This is a genomic window from Acidobacteriota bacterium, assembly GCA_022340665.1.
Classification (GTDB): domain Bacteria; phylum Acidobacteriota; class Thermoanaerobaculia; order Thermoanaerobaculales; family Sulfomarinibacteraceae; genus Sulfomarinibacter.
Genome location: JAJDNM010000137.1, coordinates 1 through 18,551, shown reverse-complemented (window position 1 = coordinate 18,551; position 18,551 = coordinate 1). Strand labels below are relative to the sequence as shown.

Genomic DNA, 18,551 nt, shown 5'->3' with positions numbered 1-18,551 from the left:
GCTGCCGCCGGAACGAGAGCGGATTCCGGCAGGGCACCGGTGCCGATCAAGCCGTCGACCGCCATCCCGGTGACCAGCGAGGCCACCGCCACCGTCGCCAGGTAGAGGATTGCCGTGCGACGGCCGAGCACTTTCCACAGGGTGGTCAACGCGGCTGAGTTGGTTGCAGGACCGGATATCAGGAAAACGAGTGCCGCTCCCGGCGACAAACCGGCGTGAATCAGGCCGAGGGCGATCGGGGTCGATGCGGTGGCGCAGACGTAAAGCGGAATCCCGATCGCCATCGCCGCCAGCATCGGCAGGAGGCCGCCTCCGAGGTACGACTCCAGGGCCCGCGGCTCGACGAACGTAGCGATCAACCCCGAGACGGCCACCCCAAGAATCAGCGCCTTGCCGATGTCTCTCGGCAAAACAACGAGGCCGTAATGCGCAGCCTGAATGATCGTCGGTCGTTCCTCCGCTCCTTCGTCACAGCAGGACGACGAACAGCTCTGGCCCGACTCGTCAAGCGTCTGCCCCTGGCTGGTGGCGCCGGTCCCGTTGTTGAATGCCTGCACGAGACCGCCACCGAAAATTCCGGTCACCAGCGCCGCGACCGGGCGAACCACCGCCAGGAACGGGCCGAGAAGACCGTAGGTCACTGCGATGCTGTCGACTCCGGTCTGCGGGGTGGACAGCAGGAACGCGGTCGTCGCTCCCTTGCTCGCGCCATGCCTTCGGAGCGACGCAGCCACCGGAATCACGCCGCATGAGCACAGGGGCAGCGGGACACCGAAGATGCTCGCCTTGATGACCTGGCCAAGCCCATGACCGCCGAGATGTCGCTCGACCCACTCCGCTGACACGACAACCGACAGCAGCCCGGCAACCCCGAAACCCAGCAAAAGGTACGGAGCCATGGCGCCGAAGACCGCCCATGAGGCGGTCACGAAATCCAGCAGCAGATCCATCACTTGCTCAACTTGTAGATCAGGTCCATCAATTCGTCCTGATGTTGCTGTTTCTTGTTTGTGAGCAGCCCTTCGGTAACACAGGTCTCGATGTGGTGCCGCACGATCACCTTGCCGGCGGCCCGGAGAGCCTCGTGGATGGCGGAAATCTGAGTGAGAATCTCGACGCAACCCGAGTTCTCCTCCACCATTCGCCGCAGTCCGCGCACCTGACCCTCGATGATGCTCAGCCGCCGAAGGGCGTTTTTCTGAACCTGCTCGTCGATTTCGACCGTCGTTTCCATGGATTAATTTATACCATACCCCGGTAGGGTATTGTCAATGCCGCATTTCGTCGACCATCTCGCGAGGTGAGGGTCCTTGGAACCGGGGCTCACGCCCCAGGCCAGCCTGCATTATTCATGAGGTCTCGTGGCGAGGGCGGCGAGGTGCCGTGCCCAGTGGGGTCTGCGACCCGAGGGGCGCGGTGGCGTACTCGACTGTACGTCGAGCACCCCGAGGCGAGCGGACACCGCTGGGTATGATGCATCGCCGGCCGTAGTAGAGGCTTCATGAATAATGCAGGCTAGCCAGCTGCTTTCGAACCACGACTCGCGAGCGAGAGCGGGTTTTTTCATCCGATCCACAGCCCGATCCCGCTCCCACTCCCGATTGCCAGGTTCGGGAACGGGATCGGCAGCGGGGCCGGGAGCGAACCGGAAGGGCTACACTTCACGACATAAAGGCTGCTGGAGGCCCTCATGTACCGATGTGTCTTTGCCATTTGCGTTCTGACCGTGACGTTGCCGGCCGGAGCTATCGAGCCCCCGGTCCATACCTACTCCATCGTCGCCCGCGATGCGACAACCGGTGAGATGGGGGTTGCCGTCCAGTCGCACTGGTTCTCGGTCGGCTCGATCGTCACCTGGGCCGAGGCCGGGGTCGGCGCCATCGCCACCCAGAGCTTCGTCCAACCCGCCTACGGTCCACGCGGGCTCGACCTGATGCGGAGCGGTCTCACCGCTGAGCAGGCCCTGAACGCACTGGTCGAGGTCGACGAGGGGCGCGACGTTCGCCAGGTCGCCTTCGTCGACACGGCCGGCAATGTCGCCAGCCACACCGGCGCGAAATGCATCGAGTCGGCGGGCCACCACGTCGGCGAGGGATACAGCGTACAGGCCAACATGATGCTCAACGACACGGTGGTTCCGGCGATGGCCAGAGCGTACGAGTCTGCCGGAGGCGACCTCACGGAGCGGCTGATGGCGGCGCTCGAGGCAGCGCAGGCCGCCGGCGGGGATATTCGAGGGAGGCAGTCGGCCGCGATGCTGATCGTCAAGGCAAAATCCACCGGCCGACCCTGGGCGGACCGTGTGCTCGAGCTGCGGATCGAGGATCATCCGACGCCGATTGCCGAGCTGAGGCGATTGCTCAGGGTCCACCGTGCGTACGAGCACATGAACGCCGGGGACGTGGCAGTCGAGCACGATGATCTGGAGCTCGCAATGGCCGAGTACGGCGAGGCGGCCGCGCTGCTGCCAGGAAACCTCGAGGTCCAGTACTGGGCGGCGGTCACGCTCGCCACCAGCGGCCAGCTCGAGCAGGCTTTGCCGATGTTCCGCGAGGTTTTCGCCGCCGACAGCAACTGGATCGAGCTCACCCGCCGACTGCACAAGCCTGGCATCATCCCAGACACCGCGGACGGTCACGCCCTGGTGGAGCGAATCATCGATCAGGGATCAAAATGACTTTCTCTTAGAACCCGTAGGTGAGCGCCGCCCCGTAGACCCACACCCGCTCACTGTCGACGAAGTCGAGGTCGATCGCGGGTGCGAGCCCCCACGATCCTCCGAGGTGAATGTCGTAGGCGACGCCGAGACGGAACAGGAAGTAGCTTTCGTCCTCGTCGATCTCGCCGTGGCCCTCGCTGTGCGGCGTGACGACATCATCGCGCCCGTTGTGAAACTCGATTCCGGGCGCACCAATGATCTTCCAGCTGCCGCCGGGGTGAAAGTAAAACGGCACCGCCAGGATGTAGTTTCGCAGACCATTGGTGTACTCGAAGAGACCGCCCACTCCCCATTCCTGCGACAGGCGGTGCTCGTACTCGAGACCGATGCTGAACTCGGTGTCATGGTGCTTCTCGTCGGTGAATCCTGCGAAAAAGGCAATCTCGTTGGGATGGAATGAGTGCCCGTGATGAGCGGCCTCTTCACCTTCCTCGTGAGTTCCGTGGTCGTCCGCAGTCCGGGTTCCATGCTCGTCGCCCGTTTCGTGGCCGTGCTCCTGGGCGAAGACCGGCCCCACGAACAACGCCAGCGAGCACACACAGATGACTGCAACGACCGACGCGTACGTATGATGGCAACCCGATTTCATGGCGCCTCCCATGCAGATGTCAACTGACCCTCGAGGTTGAAAATGTCCCGGTTGCGGCTGTCGCCAGACCATCGGAGAACACGCAACCACATGGCGCTCTACCGCGGACATTCAGGGGCCGACCTCTTCCGTTCAAAAGCTGAATCCCACGCCGAAGATCGTCCGGAAATCGTCCTGGTCGGGAAAAGTGCCGTCCGCACTCTGACGCGGATCCCGAATCCGGTCCCACACCCAGGCGATGTCGAAGTCGAGGTCCTTGAAGAGATCGAACTCGAAACCGGTGATCAAATGGTGTGTGTAGCGTCCGGATTCGTTGTTGACGATGAAGAACCGGTAATCGAAGTAATAGTCCATCCAATCCGTGATCTCGTTGTCGTACCCGGTGCTGACCACCAGGGCCGGCGTGTCGGCCGATTCCGGATCGCCCGGAACGACATCGCTGAATTTCGTGTGCTGATAACCAAGACCCACGTTGACGTTCCATTCGATGTCGGCCGTGTCGACGATCTGGTACCCGACACCGGCACCGGCCGTCAACCTTGCATCGATGTTCTGGAACGGGTCACGATAATACTCCCCGTATATCGGCGTCAGGTAGAAGCGATCGGACACGAAACGATTCCAGGAGCCGTTTGCCCTCTGATTATCGGCAATGGTTTTCCCGTCGTTTTGCGAAAAGTTCCCGAGATAGTCGACAGTCACACGGTCTTTGGGCGTGCGGCGCAAAAGGGTCGCCCTGGTGTTGACCTCCTTCTGCTCGCTGTTGCCGGTGCGGATATTGACGCCCCCGCTCACTTTGCCGGACCAGTAGTTTCTCTCCCTGGGTGCGCCCGCAGTGATCGAGAGGACCTCCGAACGGGGATACTCGAGATCCATCAGGCGAACCGTGTCGCCCTCCATCAGCAGCTGGCCGACGGCGATCACGCCGTTGAGGAAAGCCACCTGCACGATCTGGGCGGTGCGGATTTCCTTGATGTCTTCCCAGTCGAAGGTCAGCTCGTCCAGCTCGTCGCTGTCGAACTCGAGCTCCTCCTCGTACATGGCGATGAGCTCGCCCTTGAGCCACTCGTCCGAGGTGAGCTGAATCCAGTCGAAGTCTTTCGGCATCGGCGGATCCGGTTGCCAGTCGTTCTGGTTGTCGGCAGCGATCAACGGGGTTCCAGCAGCCGCGACCACAATCATCCACAGCAAGGCAAACGCACGGAGTATCGCCCGCGTTCTTCGTTCGGTTTTCATCCCTGATTCTCCATCTCGGATTCGGCCACCGCCGTTACGATGAATCTGTACGGAGCGCTGCCAACAAAGTAGAACGGGTAACAGGTGACCAGGGTGACGGTCGATTCTTCCGTTGGATCGAGCACGCTCACGTCGCTCGGCTCGACGATCTGCAGCGACACGATGCGGTAGTCGATCGATCCTCTCGGCGTTTCGAGAACCAGCGAGTCGCCAACTTCGACATCCTTGAGCGGACGAAAGAAACCGTCGCGGTGACTCGCGATCCCGGCGTTACCCGGGCCCCCCGGTGGCGCGGTCCAGTCGATCCAGCCGGCACCACGCGTGATCGCCCATTCCTCGGTGCCGACGAAAACCGGCACCTCGATGCCGACGTCCGGGACGTGCAGGATGGCCACCGGCGTCGGAGAATCGGTGAGAAGCGTCTGCTGGTAGTCGAGCAGGCGCTTCTCCGACCACAGGCTGGTGTCCACCGGATTTGACAAGGCGAGCCCGGGATCAGAAGCGCCTTCCAGAAGCTCACCCTCGAATTGCACGGCCTGCACGCTGCGGAAGTCCTCGATCGCCGCCCTGCTGGCGAGCTGTCCGTGCCCGCGCGCGGCCAGATACCATCCGACGAGGAGGAGACCGAGAACGAGGGTGGACACCTGTGCCCACCTCAGCAGCGAATCCCGGCTCGCACGCGACCGAGCCGCATTCGGCCCGACAGACCTCCCGTAGTAGTCCTTGCGCTCGTTCACAACACCCTCAACGGACCGTTCGCGCGGAATCTTCCCACGGGCAGCGATCGTGTCCCCGACACACCACCGCTCGACGCCATCACAACGAGAAAACCTCAGCTGCCCGCATCTACATCCAGTCGGCAGCGAACCCAGCCATCGTCAGGCGATTCCTCGACCGCGACCGGGTCGACGATCCGCACGCGGGCCGGATCGATGTGCTGTTCATCGACCAGGAACGACCTGATGGCCTCAGCGCGGGCGTCGGCCAGCGCCGTAATCGCGGCCTGATCGACCGGTTGCGCCTCGATCATCGCTTCCCGAAGAGAGCGGTAGTAGGACGTCTCGTCGAGCACCTGCTCCCCGGTCGTTTCATCGTTTGTCATGTTTTCAGCACGTAGCGCATCCAGTGAATCGCTCGATGCGATCTCCAGGTACATCGACTCATAGACCTCGCGCGACGCCTCCACCTCCGCCATGCGCGACTCGAAGGCGGCCTCCTTGAGGCCGAGGGCGTCGGCCTCGGCGTCCCACGCACCCTCGACCAGCAGCACCAGAGCCGGGCGCTGCGCGGCACCCGACGCGAGAATTGTCAGCCTGTCGGTGGCCGCCTGGTCAAGCTCCGCACTGCCCGACGAAAAGGCCACGAACCCGAGGTCCTCGTCACCCGAGCCCCCACCCAGCTTGCCGAGCAGTCTGAACGGAGATTTTATGAGCTCGCCCACCATCTCGCTCGCCGCCGAACCCAACGCGCTGGCAATCAGGAAACCGGGGTCGTCGAGGTTGCCCTCGATCGGGAACTCGAGAGTGATCTGGCCGTTTTTGTCGGTCAACAGAGAGACTCCAAGCTTGACCGGGAGCTTGATCTTGCCCTCGCCCTCGACCTTGTCTCCGAAGGCGAGATCGGTTGTGACGATCTTGTTGGCGCCGGCCAGCTCCGAGCTGACGATCTCGTAGTCGAAACCGAGGTTGACCGCGCCTTCGTCGATCGGGTGGCCGACGAACTTCACCGACATCGGTGACATCGGTGGCAGGTCGGTCTGGCGGACAGTGATCGCGAGGTCGGTGAGCCGTTTCGGATCGAGGAGATCCATCTCGCCCTCGACGGTCACCGTGCCTCCGGTCTTCACCGAGCCCTCGAGGTCCAGCTTCGCACCCACCACCTTGGTGGTGGTCAGGCCGGTGATCGTGCCGTCCACCGGATCGACGGCGAGAGAAAACGCCGGCGTCAGGCCCTGGTCGGTGACGGTCGCCGAACAACCGTGCAACGTGATGGTGTCAACCACGAGCGGCGGCAGAGCGCCTTCTTCTTCCTCCTCCTCACCTTCAGCCTGCTCGGCCGTCCCCTCCTCCGGCCCCTCTGCCTCAGACATCGCCGCCATCACCTCGAAGACATTGATCTTGCCGTCCTCCGACATGACGATCTCGACGCCCGCGTCGTGCACGTCGATGCTCGCGATCTCGAGCGACATCGGGCCCACGGTCGCGCTGATGCCGCCGGTGTCAACCCGCTCCCACTGCAGCATCGTCGAGCCGAGCAGGGTCTCGCCGACATCGAATTCACTAATGGTCACATCGCCGGTGAAGCTCGCCGTCGGCTCGCCTTCGCCACCACCGCCGGCCCGCGCCGAACCGCTGACTGCGACTCGGCCCGACCGAAGCTCGATCGGTGCGATGCGCTCAAGATAGGGCTGGAGCTTGGAGAGGTCGAGGTTTTCGACGCCCACCTCCGCGTTGACGCCCATCGGACCGGTGCCGACGAAGCCATCGGCCTTCGCCACCGCATCACCGGTAAAGGTCGCGGAAGCGGCGAGAGGCCACGTGCGGCCGGGTCCGGTAGAGACGTCGGCGAGTGTGAAGTTCGCGTCCTTGACGACTATCTGCAACGGCTCCGGAAAGGTGCGATCCTCTACTCTCGCGGTCGAATTCTTGACCTCGAAGAGATCGAGGGCGATGTCCCACGGGAAGGCCTCCTCGACCTCGCGGTAGATCTCGACCACCTTCTCCTGGGTCTCCTTCGGCACCAGCTTGTCCCACGACGGGGTGCCGTCAGGACGAATCCACTGGTACGCCACCGCTCCGTCGACGACGATTGACGTCCCGCGTACGCGCGCCTCCGGCCACTCGACTCTGACGCCGGAGGTCGTGACCGATGCCACCGTGAGGACCGTCTCGTTCTTTGTTCCGGCCTTGATCTCGATGTTCTCGACCAGGGTGTTGGCATCGTCAATCACAGCGTGAGGGCCGTCCTCGCCCAGGAAGACCGAATACGAAAAACGACCTCCGAAGATCCCATCCGTCACGTCGAACTCAAAAAACGGCTGCAGGGCCGGCCAGGTGTGTTCGAGGAAAATCGAATCGACATGAACAGTTCCGGCAAGGCCGAGCGGCTCCAGCACCACGCTACCGGTCGTGCCGATCTCGCCGCCGCGTTCAAGGCCGATCAAAAGCTCGTCCACGCCTTCACGCTCGGGAATCGTGCTGATGTCGTGCAGCTCGAACTCCGCAGGGCCGAACTTCCACTCCAACGGTTCCTCGCGGGCGTAGTCCTCGACGTCAATTGCGGACCCGGTCACCAAGATGTGCTGCAGCAGCACCCGCGGCAGGCCGCCCTTTTCCTCCGGATCGTCATCCGGCGGCATGCGCGCCTCGATGTCTTCCTTGAGCTCGAGAACATTGACGCCACCATCGGGAAAGCGGCGGACTCCAACGTAAGGGTTCACGACCCGCAGTTCCTTGAGCGTCGCGGCCCACCGGAAGAGGCTCGAAATTTGGGCGTTCGCATAGAACTCGTCGAAGGAGACGAAGGTCGAGCCCGGCCTGTCCGGCATCGAGAAATCACGCACCGTCAGCGACAGCGCGAACGGGTTGCAGCTCACGTCCCCGACCGTCACCTTCCGCCCGACGCGCTCATCGGCGACCTTGACGATGATCTTCTTGACCACCACCGGCACCACGAAAAAGCCGACCAGCCCGTAGATGACGATCGCCGCTACAACCGCCGAGCGCCAGCTCACGAGCTTCCACGATTTGAACCAGTCCGACAACTTATCCATGGCAACCTCGCCCCTAACCCGGTCTTCTCACCGGGTATCTACTGCGGGCGGCGGATGACAGCGATCTGTCGTGCTTTTCACCGATCGTGCTCGTCAACGTAGTGCTACTACGCCTGCGTCGGCCGATTCGTGAATAACCCAACATCTCACTACCCTTCGCCGCCCTCATTGCGAAACCCGGGGGGAAGACCGGGCTATTTGAATTGTGCACGCCGGAGTATACGCCATCTGGAGGCCCTTACCCGGGCGGCCGTGGAGTGCCTCTTTACCACGAACCGGCCTCCCGAAAAATGACGAGAGGCCGGCCATGTGGGAGCTGAAACCGTCGCACCTAATCGAGTGTTCCGTCCTGTGCGTCGGCGATCATGTCCTCGTTGGCCCAGATACCAATCTCCACCCGCCGGTTCTTGGCCTGGTTTTCAGGTGTGTCGTTCGGATATTTGGGCATTGACGATCCGTACCATTTCTCCTGTAAGCGGGATGCCGCCACGCCCTGTGTCTTGAGGAAGGAGCTCACCGCCTTCGCTCGTTTCTCCGACAACGGATTGTTGATCGCGTCGGTGCCGGTGTTGTCCGTGTGCCCCTCGATCAGCAGGTTGGTGTCGGCGTACTTGTTGAACACCCCAGCAGCCGCCGCGAGATCATCCTTGTAGCCGGGTTTCAGATCGGCCGAGTTGATCTCGAACATCATGCTCGAATCGAAGGTCATGTTGATGCCCTCGCTGACGCGCTTGACCTCAGCGGTCGGCACCGCCTGCTCGAGCTCTTTGGCCTGCTGGTCCATCTTCTTGCCGATCGCGTTGCCTGCCACGCCGCCGACCGCCGCGCCGGCCAGGACACCCCAGACGCCGCCCCCGAGCGCCGCGCCGACCGCCGCTCCACCGGCCGCGCCGATCGCCGCACCCTTCTGCTGATTGTTCATGCTCGCACAACCCACCATGGTCAAGCTCACCACTACCAGAACAATGACTGCCTTTTTCATGATTCTTCTCCCCCGGTTATTCCAACTGATTTCTCGCCCGTCTGCCTCACTTGCAGACGAGAGCCGCGAACATGTCCATCTGCGGATTCATCAGGCCCAGCTCCAGCGCCTTGTTCACCTCGGTACAGACCATCTGGGTTTCGGCCGGTGTCATCTGGCTCCGCAGCTCCTGGGCGTTGGTCGTGCCGTACTTGTCCTGGACCTGTTTCAGCCGAGCCTCGGCGCGGATCTCGTACATTCCAGCTCCGGTCAGGCCCATCGCCACGGCCTTGTCGTAGTAGGCGAACGCAGCATCGTAATCCCCTGCGCGAACTTTCCAGTCTCCCTGCAGAATCAGAAAATCCGGATTGTTCGGATCGAGCTCCATCGCCTTTGCCAGGTAGGCCTCGGCGTCAGAGGTCTTGCCCGCCTGATAGTTCAGGTCCGCCACCTTGGCGTAAATGGTCGCCCGCTCGGCCACGTTCTGGTTCATCTCGGTGAGCTCGATGATGCGGTTGTAGTCGGCGGTCGCCGCCTCCATGTTCCCCATCTGCTCCTGCGCGTACGCTCGCTCGAAGTAGGCGAAGAGGCTCTCCTGGTTCGGATACGCCGCCTGGGCCGCATCCGCGGCAGCCATCGCCTCAGTGTGATTGCCGAGACCGTTGAGGGCGTGGGCCCGCCCCACCTGAACCGCCTCTATTCCATCCTTCGTGTCACACTTCTCGACGATCGCGTCAAACGCCGCCAGGGCCCCGGCGTAATCGCCGGCATCGTTCAGCTGGTTGGCCGCATCGACCTGGGCACGGCACTCCTTGCCCATGGTGTTGAGCTGCGCATCAGCGATCACAGGTGCCAAGACGATCACCAAAATGGCCAGCCAGTGCAGACCGTGCTTCCTCATCATCAAACCTCCCTTGGATGTCGAACCTCGCGTTGGGGTCCCCCGCAAATCCCGCACCGCGATCGATTGCAGTGCGGAACCCCGATCACAAATAGCCGCCAACTCCGATGCTCGGGTTGATGTACACAGGCCCGACCTTCATCGGGGCACCGATGTCGATGCCCGCGTAGGTCGAGCATCCGGATACCCCGGCGAATGCCAGGACCACCAACAACAGCAAGAATCCCCTGCGGACCACTCGCTCTCTTCCTTCCAACCGTTTCATTCCTTTCCTCATCTCTCTACCTCCTGCACCACGAGTCCTGCGCCCTTCGGGTCCGCGATGATCGCAACTGAGCCGTGGCGCAGGTCATCACGCGGCTCCATGAGCACCACGCCACCGAGCGCACGTACCTTGGCCACAGTCGCGGCGACATCCGCCACACGCACGTACGAAACCCAAGTGGTGCCGATCTCGGGATCGCCCTTCTTCAGCAGCCCAACCCGCGGCTCGCCACCGCTCTCGAGGTAGCGGTAGTCCACATCGCGAATTTCTGTGTGCGCGTTCGAATACGCGGCCAGGGAGCTGTAAAACGCGGCCGACCGATCTACGTCGTCGCTCCACACCTCGTGCCATAACCAGCGGTTGACGGTCGCCTCGCGGTCCGACGGATCGCCTTGAGCACTGCGAACGACTGCAAAAGTCGCTCCCTGAGGATCCTCGAGCACCGCAACCCGGCCGCGCCCCGGGACGTCAAATGGCTTCACGATGCGCTGACCGCCGGCGGCCGTGGTCGTCGCCACCGCCCGGTCGACATCCGTCACCGATACCAACGGTATCCAGTAACTGTAACTGTCGTGGGATTTCACCTCGGCCATCCCGCCAATCAGCTCGCCACGGTCTCGAATCAGCGCGTAGTTGTCGTCGACATTTTCAAAGGTCCAGCCGAAGAGTTGGCCGTAGTAGGCCTTGGCGCCACCGAGGTCCGGTGTCACCAGGTCATGCCACACGACCTTGCCGGGGATATAGGTGCCGCTTTCCGATATCGGTGGCACCTCCGGCAGTTGGGTTGCGCAACCAGCCGTGAGAACCACCACCAGTATCGACAGAGAAAGCGCTGTCAGTCGCATGATCCACCCCTTTCCGTAAGTTCGACGGTCAGACCGGCTGAGACTCATCCCGAATCGAACCGCCACGCGCCCATGCGATTTCCGTTGTTTCACGAACCCTAGCACAGGATTCATTCCCGAAATGCTGTCAAAAATGACAGGTACCGCCCGGACCCACGCGCGGACACGGCCGTTGCGGTGTGTGCGAGAATGGCAGGTGCCAACCCCAATCTCAGAATGCTCGCGCCGGAGGGTTGGAGAAAATCGGCGAATCCCGAGGGTAACGGCCAGTGGATATCAGCATTATCTTTCAGGCACTTCCGCTGTGGGGGATCTTTTTCCTGGTCGTCGGTCTGAGCTCGCTGGCGATCGAGGTCGGCACGCAGCTCGGCAAGCGCTACCGCCGCCGGACCGGCGCCGAGCCGCTGGAGGAGATCGGGGCCATGGCCGCCGCCATGCTCGGTCTGCTGGGTTTCGTGGTCGCGGTCACCTTCGGTACGCAGCAGTCGCGCTTTGATGCCTACCGCAAGCTCGAGCTCGAGGAGGCGACCACCATCCACGCCACCTGGCTGCGGGCGGACATGCTGCCGGATCCTCACCGCAGCCGGATCAAGGGCCTGCTCGAGGAGTACGTGCGGGTCCGTATCGAAAAGGTCTCGGCCGCTAACGTACAGGAAATCATCGAAAAATCGGAGCAGCTCCAGGACCGCATTTGGTCCGAGTCAGTCACGGCGACGGAGCTGGCCGCCGAGCGATTTCCGCGCGAGCTCTACATGGAGTCCCTCACGCGGCTCGTCGCCACGCACGAGAACCGGGTTGCTGTCGGGATCTATCAGCGAATGCCCCCCGCGTTCTCGATGACCCTCATCCTGCTGACCATCATGACAATGGGCGTGGTCGGCTTCAAAGGCGGAGTATCCGCGGTTTCGCGATCCGGGGTTCGCATGATTCTGGTGATCGCTTTCTCGATGCTCGTGACGCTGATCTCCGACCTCAATCGGCCCGAGTCGGGGCTCCTGCGGACCACTCACCAGCCCTTGATCGATGTCCAGGAGCGCATGGAGCAGTTTCCCCAGAACTAATCTCGGATGCGGGCGTCCGAAAGGCAGTTCATTCTCTGTGCCAACATCTGCTACGCTCCATGCCAGTTCCAACCGAAGGAGAAGCGCCATGACGGACAGCGGAAATGGTTCAGGAAACCCTGACATGATCTCGCGCGGCCAACCAGTGTGGAGGCGGATTTCCTGGATCATTATCGCCGCGTTGGCCATCAGCGTCATCTCGTCGGCTGGCGTCATCGCAGCGGACCGGTCGATTTCGGCCGGCTCCCACCGACTCGGCCATGGTGCGTTCCTCGCCGACGAGGATTCCGGGGAAGGCGCCTGGGGCAACCTGCGCGCGATCGGGCTCTGGGTCCTCGCCATCTTCGAGATCATCGGCATCATCTCGGCCGTCGAAGCCATTATGTCCACCCGCACGGCCCCCGGCGCCATCGCCTGGTCTCTCAGCCTTCTGACAATGCCGATCATTGCAGTGCCGGCCTACTGGGTCCTCGGGCGCAGCAAGTTCGAGGGCTATCTCGAGGCTCGGCGGGAGCACCAGGCGGAGTTCGATGATCTCGTCGAGCGCGTTCGAGCGAGCATGGATTCCTCCGTTGTCGAGTTCGAAACCCGCACCCCCGCCTTCGACGCGCTGCGGGGTCTCTCCAACATGCGCCTGACCCGCGGCAACAAGGCCCAGCTTCTGGTGGATGGAGAGGCAACCTTCGACAGTATCATCGACGGGATCGGCAAGGCCGAAAAATACGTGCTCGTCCAGTTCTACATCGTGCACGACGACGGCCTCGGACGACGCCTCAAGAACGCGATGATCGAGCGGGCGAAGGCGGGACTCGAGGTGGTCCTCCTGTACGACGAGGTCGGCAGCGATATCCCCAGGGCCTACCGAAACGAACTGCGGGACGCCGGGGCCAAGGTCTCGGCGTTCAACACCACCCAGGGGCGCCAGAACAAGTTCCAACTCAACTTCCGCAACCACCGCAAGATCGTCGTGGTTGACGGCAAGACGGCGTGGATCGGCGGGCACAACGTCGGCGATGAGTACCTCGGACTCGACCCGGTTCTGACCCCGTGGCGCGATACCCACGTTCGCGTGGACGGGCCGGCTGCGATCCAGGCTCAGGCGGTTGTCGCCTCCGATTGGTACTGGGCGCAACGGGAGATCCTCGAGCTGAGCTGGGAGCCGCAGGAGGCAGCCGGCTCCGACGTCATAGCGACCACGGTCCCGACCGGTCCCGCCGATCCGCTCGAGACCGCGGGGATGTTCTTCGTGCACGCGCTCAACACGGCCAAGGACCGCATCTGGATCACTGCGCCCTACTTCGTTCCGGACGACGCGATCATCAAGGCAATGATGCTCGCGACCTTGCGCGGCGTCGAGGTGAAGATTCTCGTCCCGGGACAGGCCGACAGTATGCCGGTGCAGATGGCGTCCTACTACTACATGGAGCTGCTCGAGGAGTCGAAGGTCAAGTTCTACTCGCACGCGCCCGGGTTCATGCACCAGAAGGTCATGCTGATCGACGACGAGGTCTCGGTCATCGGCACCCACAACTTCGACAACCGGTCCTTCCGGCTCAATTTCGAGGTCGCGGCGCTTTTTTACGACAAGGAGTTCACCAAGGTGGTCGAAGCCATGTTCGAGGACGACCTCGCACACTGCACGCCCATCGACCCCTCCACCTTCGGCGAAAAGTCGTGGTTCTGGCGCTTCGGCGTGCGCCTCTGCCGCCTGATGGCGCCGATCATGTAGCCCGCATCACATGGGCTCGGGCAGCGACGGCTCGCGCCGCCCGAAGAGCGCTCGCCCGCCGATGAACAGCAGATAGACGATGTAGCCGGCCGACGAGGCAACCCCCGCCACGTAGGTCATCGATGCAGCGCGGAGCACCTGACGCGCGCCTTCGTGGCCATCCTCGGACACCAGTCCGAGGCTATCGAGCTGATGGAGCGCCCTTTTCGAGGCGTTGAACTCAACCGGCAGCGTCATGAAGTGCACCAGGATAGCTCCCAGGTAACCCAGCACACCGAACAGGACCATCATCGAGGAGCCCAGGAACGAGCCGAAGATGGCCAGCGGGAGTCCGAACCGCGCGCCGGCATTTGCCATCGGCACCATCGCTGACCTCAGGGCAAGCGGCCCGTATTCTGACGCGTCCTGTAACGCGTGGCCACACTCGTGCGCCGACACCGCAGTTGCGGCGACGCTATTGCCGACAAAATTGCCCTTGGATAGCCGGAGCCTGTCGTGCTTCGGATCGTAGTGGTCGGTGAGCTTGCCCTGGACGGGCTCCACCGGCACACTTTGCAGGCCGTTCGCATCGAGGATGGTTCGGGCCACCCGCCCACCCGCCATGCCGGTGACGCTGCGGACCGTGCTCCAGCGCCGATAGGTGGCCTGCATCCGGTTGCGAACAACGAGTGAGAAGACCAGCACAGCGCCTGCGATCAAATAGAAAAGGGTCATGTCCACTTCCGAATGACTCCTTCTTTGCGCCGACTCCCTGCGCCTGTGATTTGGCAGAGGGTAGCAGATACCGGAACGGCCTCAAAGTTGCCCCGGTGTGCCTTCTTCTCGTGCTCTCAGCCCGATGGATCAGCCGGGGCGGCGGCGACACGTTTGCGGCGTTGCAGATACGGAATCGATACCAGCGCCGAGACCACGACGTAGGCGATCACCAGCACCGCCGTCCGCGGCCCGGGCAGCGATGCCGCCACCAGGACCGCGATGCCGAGGTGGCGGGTGGCGCAGGTCACGGCCAACGCCGTCCGATCGTCGTCATCGGGTCCGCCCAGCCAATGGCCGATGGCGAGCGCGCCGGTGATCAGCAGCCCCAGGGCGAGCAGGAAGGACCATCCCGCCTCGACCAGGAAGCGCCAGTGCATCCCGAGCAGCACGACCCCGAGCAAAGTGAGCACCACGCCGGCGGCGCGCAGGACCAGGTCCGACAACCTGTCATTCACGAAAGGCACCAGCCACCGCAGTACCATGCCCAGCAGAAGCGGCACCAGTACGGTGGACGCGACCACCCTCGCGACATCACCGGAGCTCAGCACGGCCGCTCCGGAAAACGCCGTTTTGAGGACTGCGAGCCACACCGGCACCGTCACCACCGCGAGCAGCGACGAGGTCACCATCAGGCTGAAGACGTAGGCCTCGTTGTCCAATCCCATGAGCTTCTTCGGCAGCAGCGGCGCGCCCGACGAGATGGCGATCACGAGCAGGGCCACCTCCTCCGCGATCGACACCGGAAGCACGGCCATGAGCACGAGGGCCAGCAGCGGCACCAGCAGGTACATGGCCACAACGGACCGAATCAGCAGCTTGGGCCGGCGCCACAGCTCCACCAGATCGGCGGGGGTGGATCCCGCCCCGATGGCCATGATCATCACGACGACGAGCGCCCGAAGCACCAGAATCAAGTTGTGGGACATCTGCCGGGAATGATACCCGATCCACATCCATCCACAGAACTTTTTACCGCCCGCGGCGATGGATTCGATGCTGGATGCTGGATGCTGGATGCTGGATGCTGGATGCTGGATGCTGGATGCTGGATGCTGGATGCTGGATGCACCGAGATGGTGAATTGACCCGTCACGATGTCAACCCCAGGTGAACGCCCCCCGATTCCCTAACCCTTCCCTCTTCCTCCCTGCTTCTTGCTTCTTGCTTCTTGCTCCTTGATCCTTGCGCCCGGGTGGGCGGGGGATCCGGCATCCGGAATCCGGGATCCGGGATCGGAGCGGGCGGGGGATCCGGCTTCGCCTTCGGCTACGCGGGGACAAGCCGGGCTCCTCGCTCGGAATGACAGGGAGGGGGTGGGCGGGGGATCCAGCATCCAGCATCCAGCATCGGGGGGTCGGGGGTCACGGCGTGTACCAGATCGGACTCGTCCACGCCCGCTCCTGGATGGTCGCCGGCACGTCCTCGAGCAGCGGCAGGCCGTTACGCACCGCGTCGTAGGTCGACCATCGCGGGGTCGGAATCTCCAGCACGCGGACGTAGTAGAACGCGTGCTGCTCCGGAACGAAGGCCTCGTCCCGCCAGCTGCCCATGAGCTCGGCCGCACCGATGGTGTTGGTGTACTCCGCCGTGGTCAGATCCACCGTGTTCCCGACGGGCGGCAGCTTCCCGTCCGCGCCCGGCATCCGGTCACCGGACCAGACCACATCGACGATCTTCTCGTGCAGGCCGTCATCAGCGTCGACCCAGCCCTTGATGATCTGGACGCGGTCGAGGTTGGCGCCGTCCGGGTCCTTTATCGCGTGCACTGTGAACGTCGGAGGACCTTCGGAGGCGTCGAGATCGCCCCCCATCGGCACGCCGGCCTCGTAGCCCTGCTCGACCATGGTCGTCGGGTCGGAGGGATCACCGGGCAGATCGGTACCACCGAAGAACCGCACCTTGATGCGGGGGCCGCTGGTGACGAAGGTCTCCCTGCGGCGCATGGCGTCGAAGATCGAAGCACGGGTGTTCTGCTCGGCCCACACCGCGGCCAGGGAGCCGGGGTTGAGCTCCCTGGACTCGGCCCAGCCACCGACCTCGCCCGTCCGCCGCGCATCCACCGAGCCGTCCTCCGGCCCGTGCGACCCGACCCAGTCGTCCTCGGCCACGTCGGCGGCGGCGCCGTTGTGGTTGTCGGTGCCGCCGGTGAAGCCGTACTTGAACGGGTTGGCCCCCAGCTCCCGCTGGTAGGCGAGACCCCGCTTGAGCCCCCAGCGGACGAAGTTCCTCTCTTCGATCGTACGGCCACTGAATTTGCTGAGCGAGGTCGCGTTCTCGAAGTCGGCGAACTCGTCGGCGGTCCAGAAGTTGCGGTGGACCTCCGAGTTCCCCTTGATCTGCATCATCTCGATCAGCGGCTCGAAGTGGTGCCGTGTTCGGGCGTACTCGAGGTCGATCGGGTCACCGGCCGCGTCGACCTCCGGGAACATCATGCCCTTGGAGGCGTTGGAGTTGTGCGGGATGGCGAGCACCTGCATCCCTCGCTCCTCGAGCTCGGCCATCCACTCCCACAGCTGGTCCTCGCGCCGCACCTCGTACGAGCTCACCGGCATGTCCGGTACGTTGGCGTCTCGGAAGATCACGTTTCGGTGCAGGTTGGCGCCGCCCGGCCCCGCGCTCCACTCGAAGCCGATCAACGCGGTGAAGCGGCCCGGCTCGTTGTGCCTCTCCGCGGCCTCGACCATCAGGCTCCACGCGCTCTTGGTGGTGTCGAAGCCGGTGAAGAACGGCGGGTGCTGCGGGTCCGCGCCGCGGTTGTTCTCGACGACGTACTTCGCGAACCAAGCACGTCGATCCTCGAGGGCACTCAGGTTCCGAAGCTGTTCGAGCTGCTCCTGGTCATGGCCCGGAGCATCGGCGACGATCGCCGAGTACATCTCGCCGATGTACTCGGCGTGGTCCGACAGTGCCACGAAGTCGAGCGGACGGCGGAGGCTGTGCGGCTTCCCATACAGCGTCACCGGCTCGCCCTTGGCGAAGCGGTACTGGTCGTCCGGTTCGAGACGGGCGCCGCCGATATAGGCGTCGAGCGAGTACGCGCCGTGGACGTGGGTCTCGCCGAAGTAGGCGTCGCGCAGCGGGTTGGATGCGACGACGGCGCCTGCAGCGGCCGAGGTCATTTCGGCATCGGTGACCCCGTGCGTCGGGCCCTCGGACATCGGACCGCCGCACGCGATCGCCGCCATGACTGCACCGCAGATCAGATATGGCTTCAATATGTTGGGTATCATCTCCATCTCCCAGTTCCTCCAAGGCGGTGCGTGCTCCCCCGCCCAGATCCTTCGTTGCTGCGCTCCTCAGGATGATAGTCGTGAATGGCTGTTCCCTGCTCTCTGCTCCCCGGGTGGGCGGGGGATCCGGCTTCGCCTTCGGCTACGCCGTGACAAGTCTCGAATCTCGTATCTCGCATCTCGTATCTCGCATCCGGGTGGGCGGTGGATTCAGCATCTCGCATCGGGCGGTCGGGGGTCACGGCGTGTACCAGATCGGGCTCGACCACGCCCGCTCCTGTTGTGTCATCGGCACCTCGGGGTCCATCTCGACGCCGAATCGGAGCTGGTCGTACGCGGTCCAGCACGGGGTCGGGATCTCGATGACCCGCGCGTAGTAAAAGGCCCGCTGCGACGGGTCGAAGTCGGGGTCGGTCCACACCGCGGCGAGCGACGGGTCGCCGATGGAGTCGGTCCAGGTGGCGTTGGCGACATCCACCGTGTTGCC

At 63.4% G+C, this 18,551-nt stretch carries 17 protein-coding genes; 3 read left to right on the top strand and 14 right to left on the bottom strand.

Features of this window, described 5'->3' with window-relative positions; all coding sequences use genetic code 11:
* Together LJE93_15450 and LJE93_15445 are read right to left on the bottom strand one after the other, a co-directional pair.
* The coding region (locus tag LJE93_15450) for an SO_0444 family Cu/Zn efflux transporter (protein MCG6950309.1) at nucleotides 1-950 on the bottom strand (950 nt) is incomplete at its 3' end.
* On the bottom strand, nucleotides 950-1,234 hold the full coding sequence (locus tag LJE93_15445; GenBank protein MCG6950308.1) for a metal-sensitive transcriptional regulator: 285 nt from the start codon (nucleotides 1,232-1,234) through the stop codon (nucleotides 950-952). The genes LJE93_15445 and LJE93_15450, both read right to left, overlap by 1 nt.
* 456 nt (nucleotides 1,235-1,690) lie before the next feature.
* Between LJE93_15445 and LJE93_15440 the strand changes: the two genes are divergently transcribed.
* Nucleotides 1,691-2,677 (top strand): DUF1028 domain-containing protein, encoded by a 987-nt coding sequence (locus tag LJE93_15440; protein MCG6950307.1) that lies wholly within the window; start codon nucleotides 1,691-1,693, stop codon nucleotides 2,675-2,677.
* 7 nt (nucleotides 2,678-2,684) lie between these two features.
* On the opposite strand, the gene LJE93_15435 is transcribed toward LJE93_15440, so the two are convergent.
* The 8 genes from LJE93_15435 to LJE93_15400 all read right to left on the bottom strand — a co-directional run bounded on the left by LJE93_15435 (nucleotide 2,685) and on the right by LJE93_15400 (nucleotide 11,288).
* On the bottom strand, nucleotides 2,685-3,308 hold the full coding sequence (locus LJE93_15435; GenBank protein MCG6950306.1) for a hypothetical protein: 624 nt from the start codon (nucleotides 3,306-3,308) through the stop codon (nucleotides 2,685-2,687).
* A gap of 132 nt (nucleotides 3,309-3,440) precedes the next feature.
* Nucleotides 3,441-4,544 carry a DUF481 domain-containing protein gene (locus LJE93_15430; protein MCG6950305.1) on the bottom strand — a complete coding sequence of 368 codons (1,104 nt, stop codon included), beginning with the start codon at nucleotides 4,542-4,544 and terminating at the stop codon, nucleotides 3,441-3,443.
* The gene (locus tag LJE93_15425) at nucleotides 4,541-5,281 is read right to left on the bottom strand and encodes a class D sortase (GenBank protein ID MCG6950304.1); all 741 of its coding nucleotides are present in this window, start codon (nucleotides 5,279-5,281) and stop codon (nucleotides 4,541-4,543) included. The genes LJE93_15430 and LJE93_15425 overlap by 4 nt, the downstream gene beginning before the upstream one ends.
* A 95-nt stretch (nucleotides 5,282-5,376) precedes the next feature.
* The gene (locus LJE93_15420) at nucleotides 5,377-8,316 is read right to left on the bottom strand and encodes a DUF748 domain-containing protein (GenBank protein ID MCG6950303.1); all 2,940 of its coding nucleotides are present in this window, start codon (nucleotides 8,314-8,316) and stop codon (nucleotides 5,377-5,379) included.
* Between the two features lie 331 nt (nucleotides 8,317-8,647).
* Complete coding sequence (locus tag LJE93_15415; protein ID MCG6950302.1) at nucleotides 8,648-9,298, bottom strand: OmpA family protein; 651 nt, start codon at nucleotides 9,296-9,298, stop codon at nucleotides 8,648-8,650.
* Between the two features lie 46 nt (nucleotides 9,299-9,344).
* Nucleotides 9,345-10,181: a hypothetical protein gene (locus tag LJE93_15410; GenBank protein ID MCG6950301.1), complete on the bottom strand. Its 837-nt coding sequence runs from the start codon at nucleotides 10,179-10,181 to the stop codon at nucleotides 9,345-9,347.
* 82 nt (nucleotides 10,182-10,263) lie between these two features.
* A complete protein-coding gene (locus LJE93_15405) occupies nucleotides 10,264-10,455 on the bottom strand; it encodes a hypothetical protein (protein MCG6950300.1) in 192 nt (63 codons plus the stop codon).
* Nucleotides 10,452-11,288, bottom strand: coding sequence for a VOC family protein (locus tag LJE93_15400; protein MCG6950299.1), 837 nt, complete (start codon nucleotides 11,286-11,288; stop codon nucleotides 10,452-10,454). Before LJE93_15400 ends, LJE93_15405 begins: the two co-directional genes overlap by 4 nt.
* 269 nt (nucleotides 11,289-11,557) lie before the next feature.
* Here LJE93_15400 and LJE93_15395 point away from each other — a divergent pair, with 269 nt between their 5' ends.
* Both LJE93_15395 and cls read left to right on the top strand, forming a co-directional pair.
* Nucleotides 11,558-12,349, top strand: a complete 792-nt coding sequence (locus tag LJE93_15395) for a hypothetical protein (protein ID MCG6950298.1) — start codon at nucleotides 11,558-11,560, stop codon at nucleotides 12,347-12,349.
* Between the two features lie 88 nt (nucleotides 12,350-12,437).
* Nucleotides 12,438-14,078 (top strand): cardiolipin synthase, encoded by a 1,641-nt coding sequence (gene cls / locus LJE93_15390; protein ID MCG6950297.1) that lies wholly within the window; start codon nucleotides 12,438-12,440, stop codon nucleotides 14,076-14,078.
* A gap of 6 nt (nucleotides 14,079-14,084) precedes the next feature.
* Here the strand turns inward: cls and LJE93_15385 are convergent, their stop codons facing one another.
* From LJE93_15385 to LJE93_15370, 4 genes are all read right to left on the bottom strand, one after another.
* Complete coding sequence (locus tag LJE93_15385; protein ID MCG6950296.1) at nucleotides 14,085-14,792, bottom strand: zinc metallopeptidase; 708 nt, start codon at nucleotides 14,790-14,792, stop codon at nucleotides 14,085-14,087.
* Nucleotides 14,793-14,908: 116 nt separating this feature from the next.
* Nucleotides 14,909-15,760, bottom strand: coding sequence for a hypothetical protein (locus LJE93_15380; protein ID MCG6950295.1), 852 nt, complete (start codon nucleotides 15,758-15,760; stop codon nucleotides 14,909-14,911).
* Nucleotides 15,761-16,195: 435 nt separating this feature from the next.
* Nucleotides 16,196-18,064, bottom strand: coding sequence for a DUF3604 domain-containing protein (locus LJE93_15375; GenBank protein MCG6950294.1), 1,869 nt, complete (start codon nucleotides 18,062-18,064; stop codon nucleotides 16,196-16,198).
* A 238-nt stretch (nucleotides 18,065-18,302) separates the two neighbouring features.
* A partial coding sequence (locus LJE93_15370; protein ID MCG6950293.1) for a DUF3604 domain-containing protein occupies nucleotides 18,303-18,551 on the bottom strand: 249 nt, incomplete at its 5' end.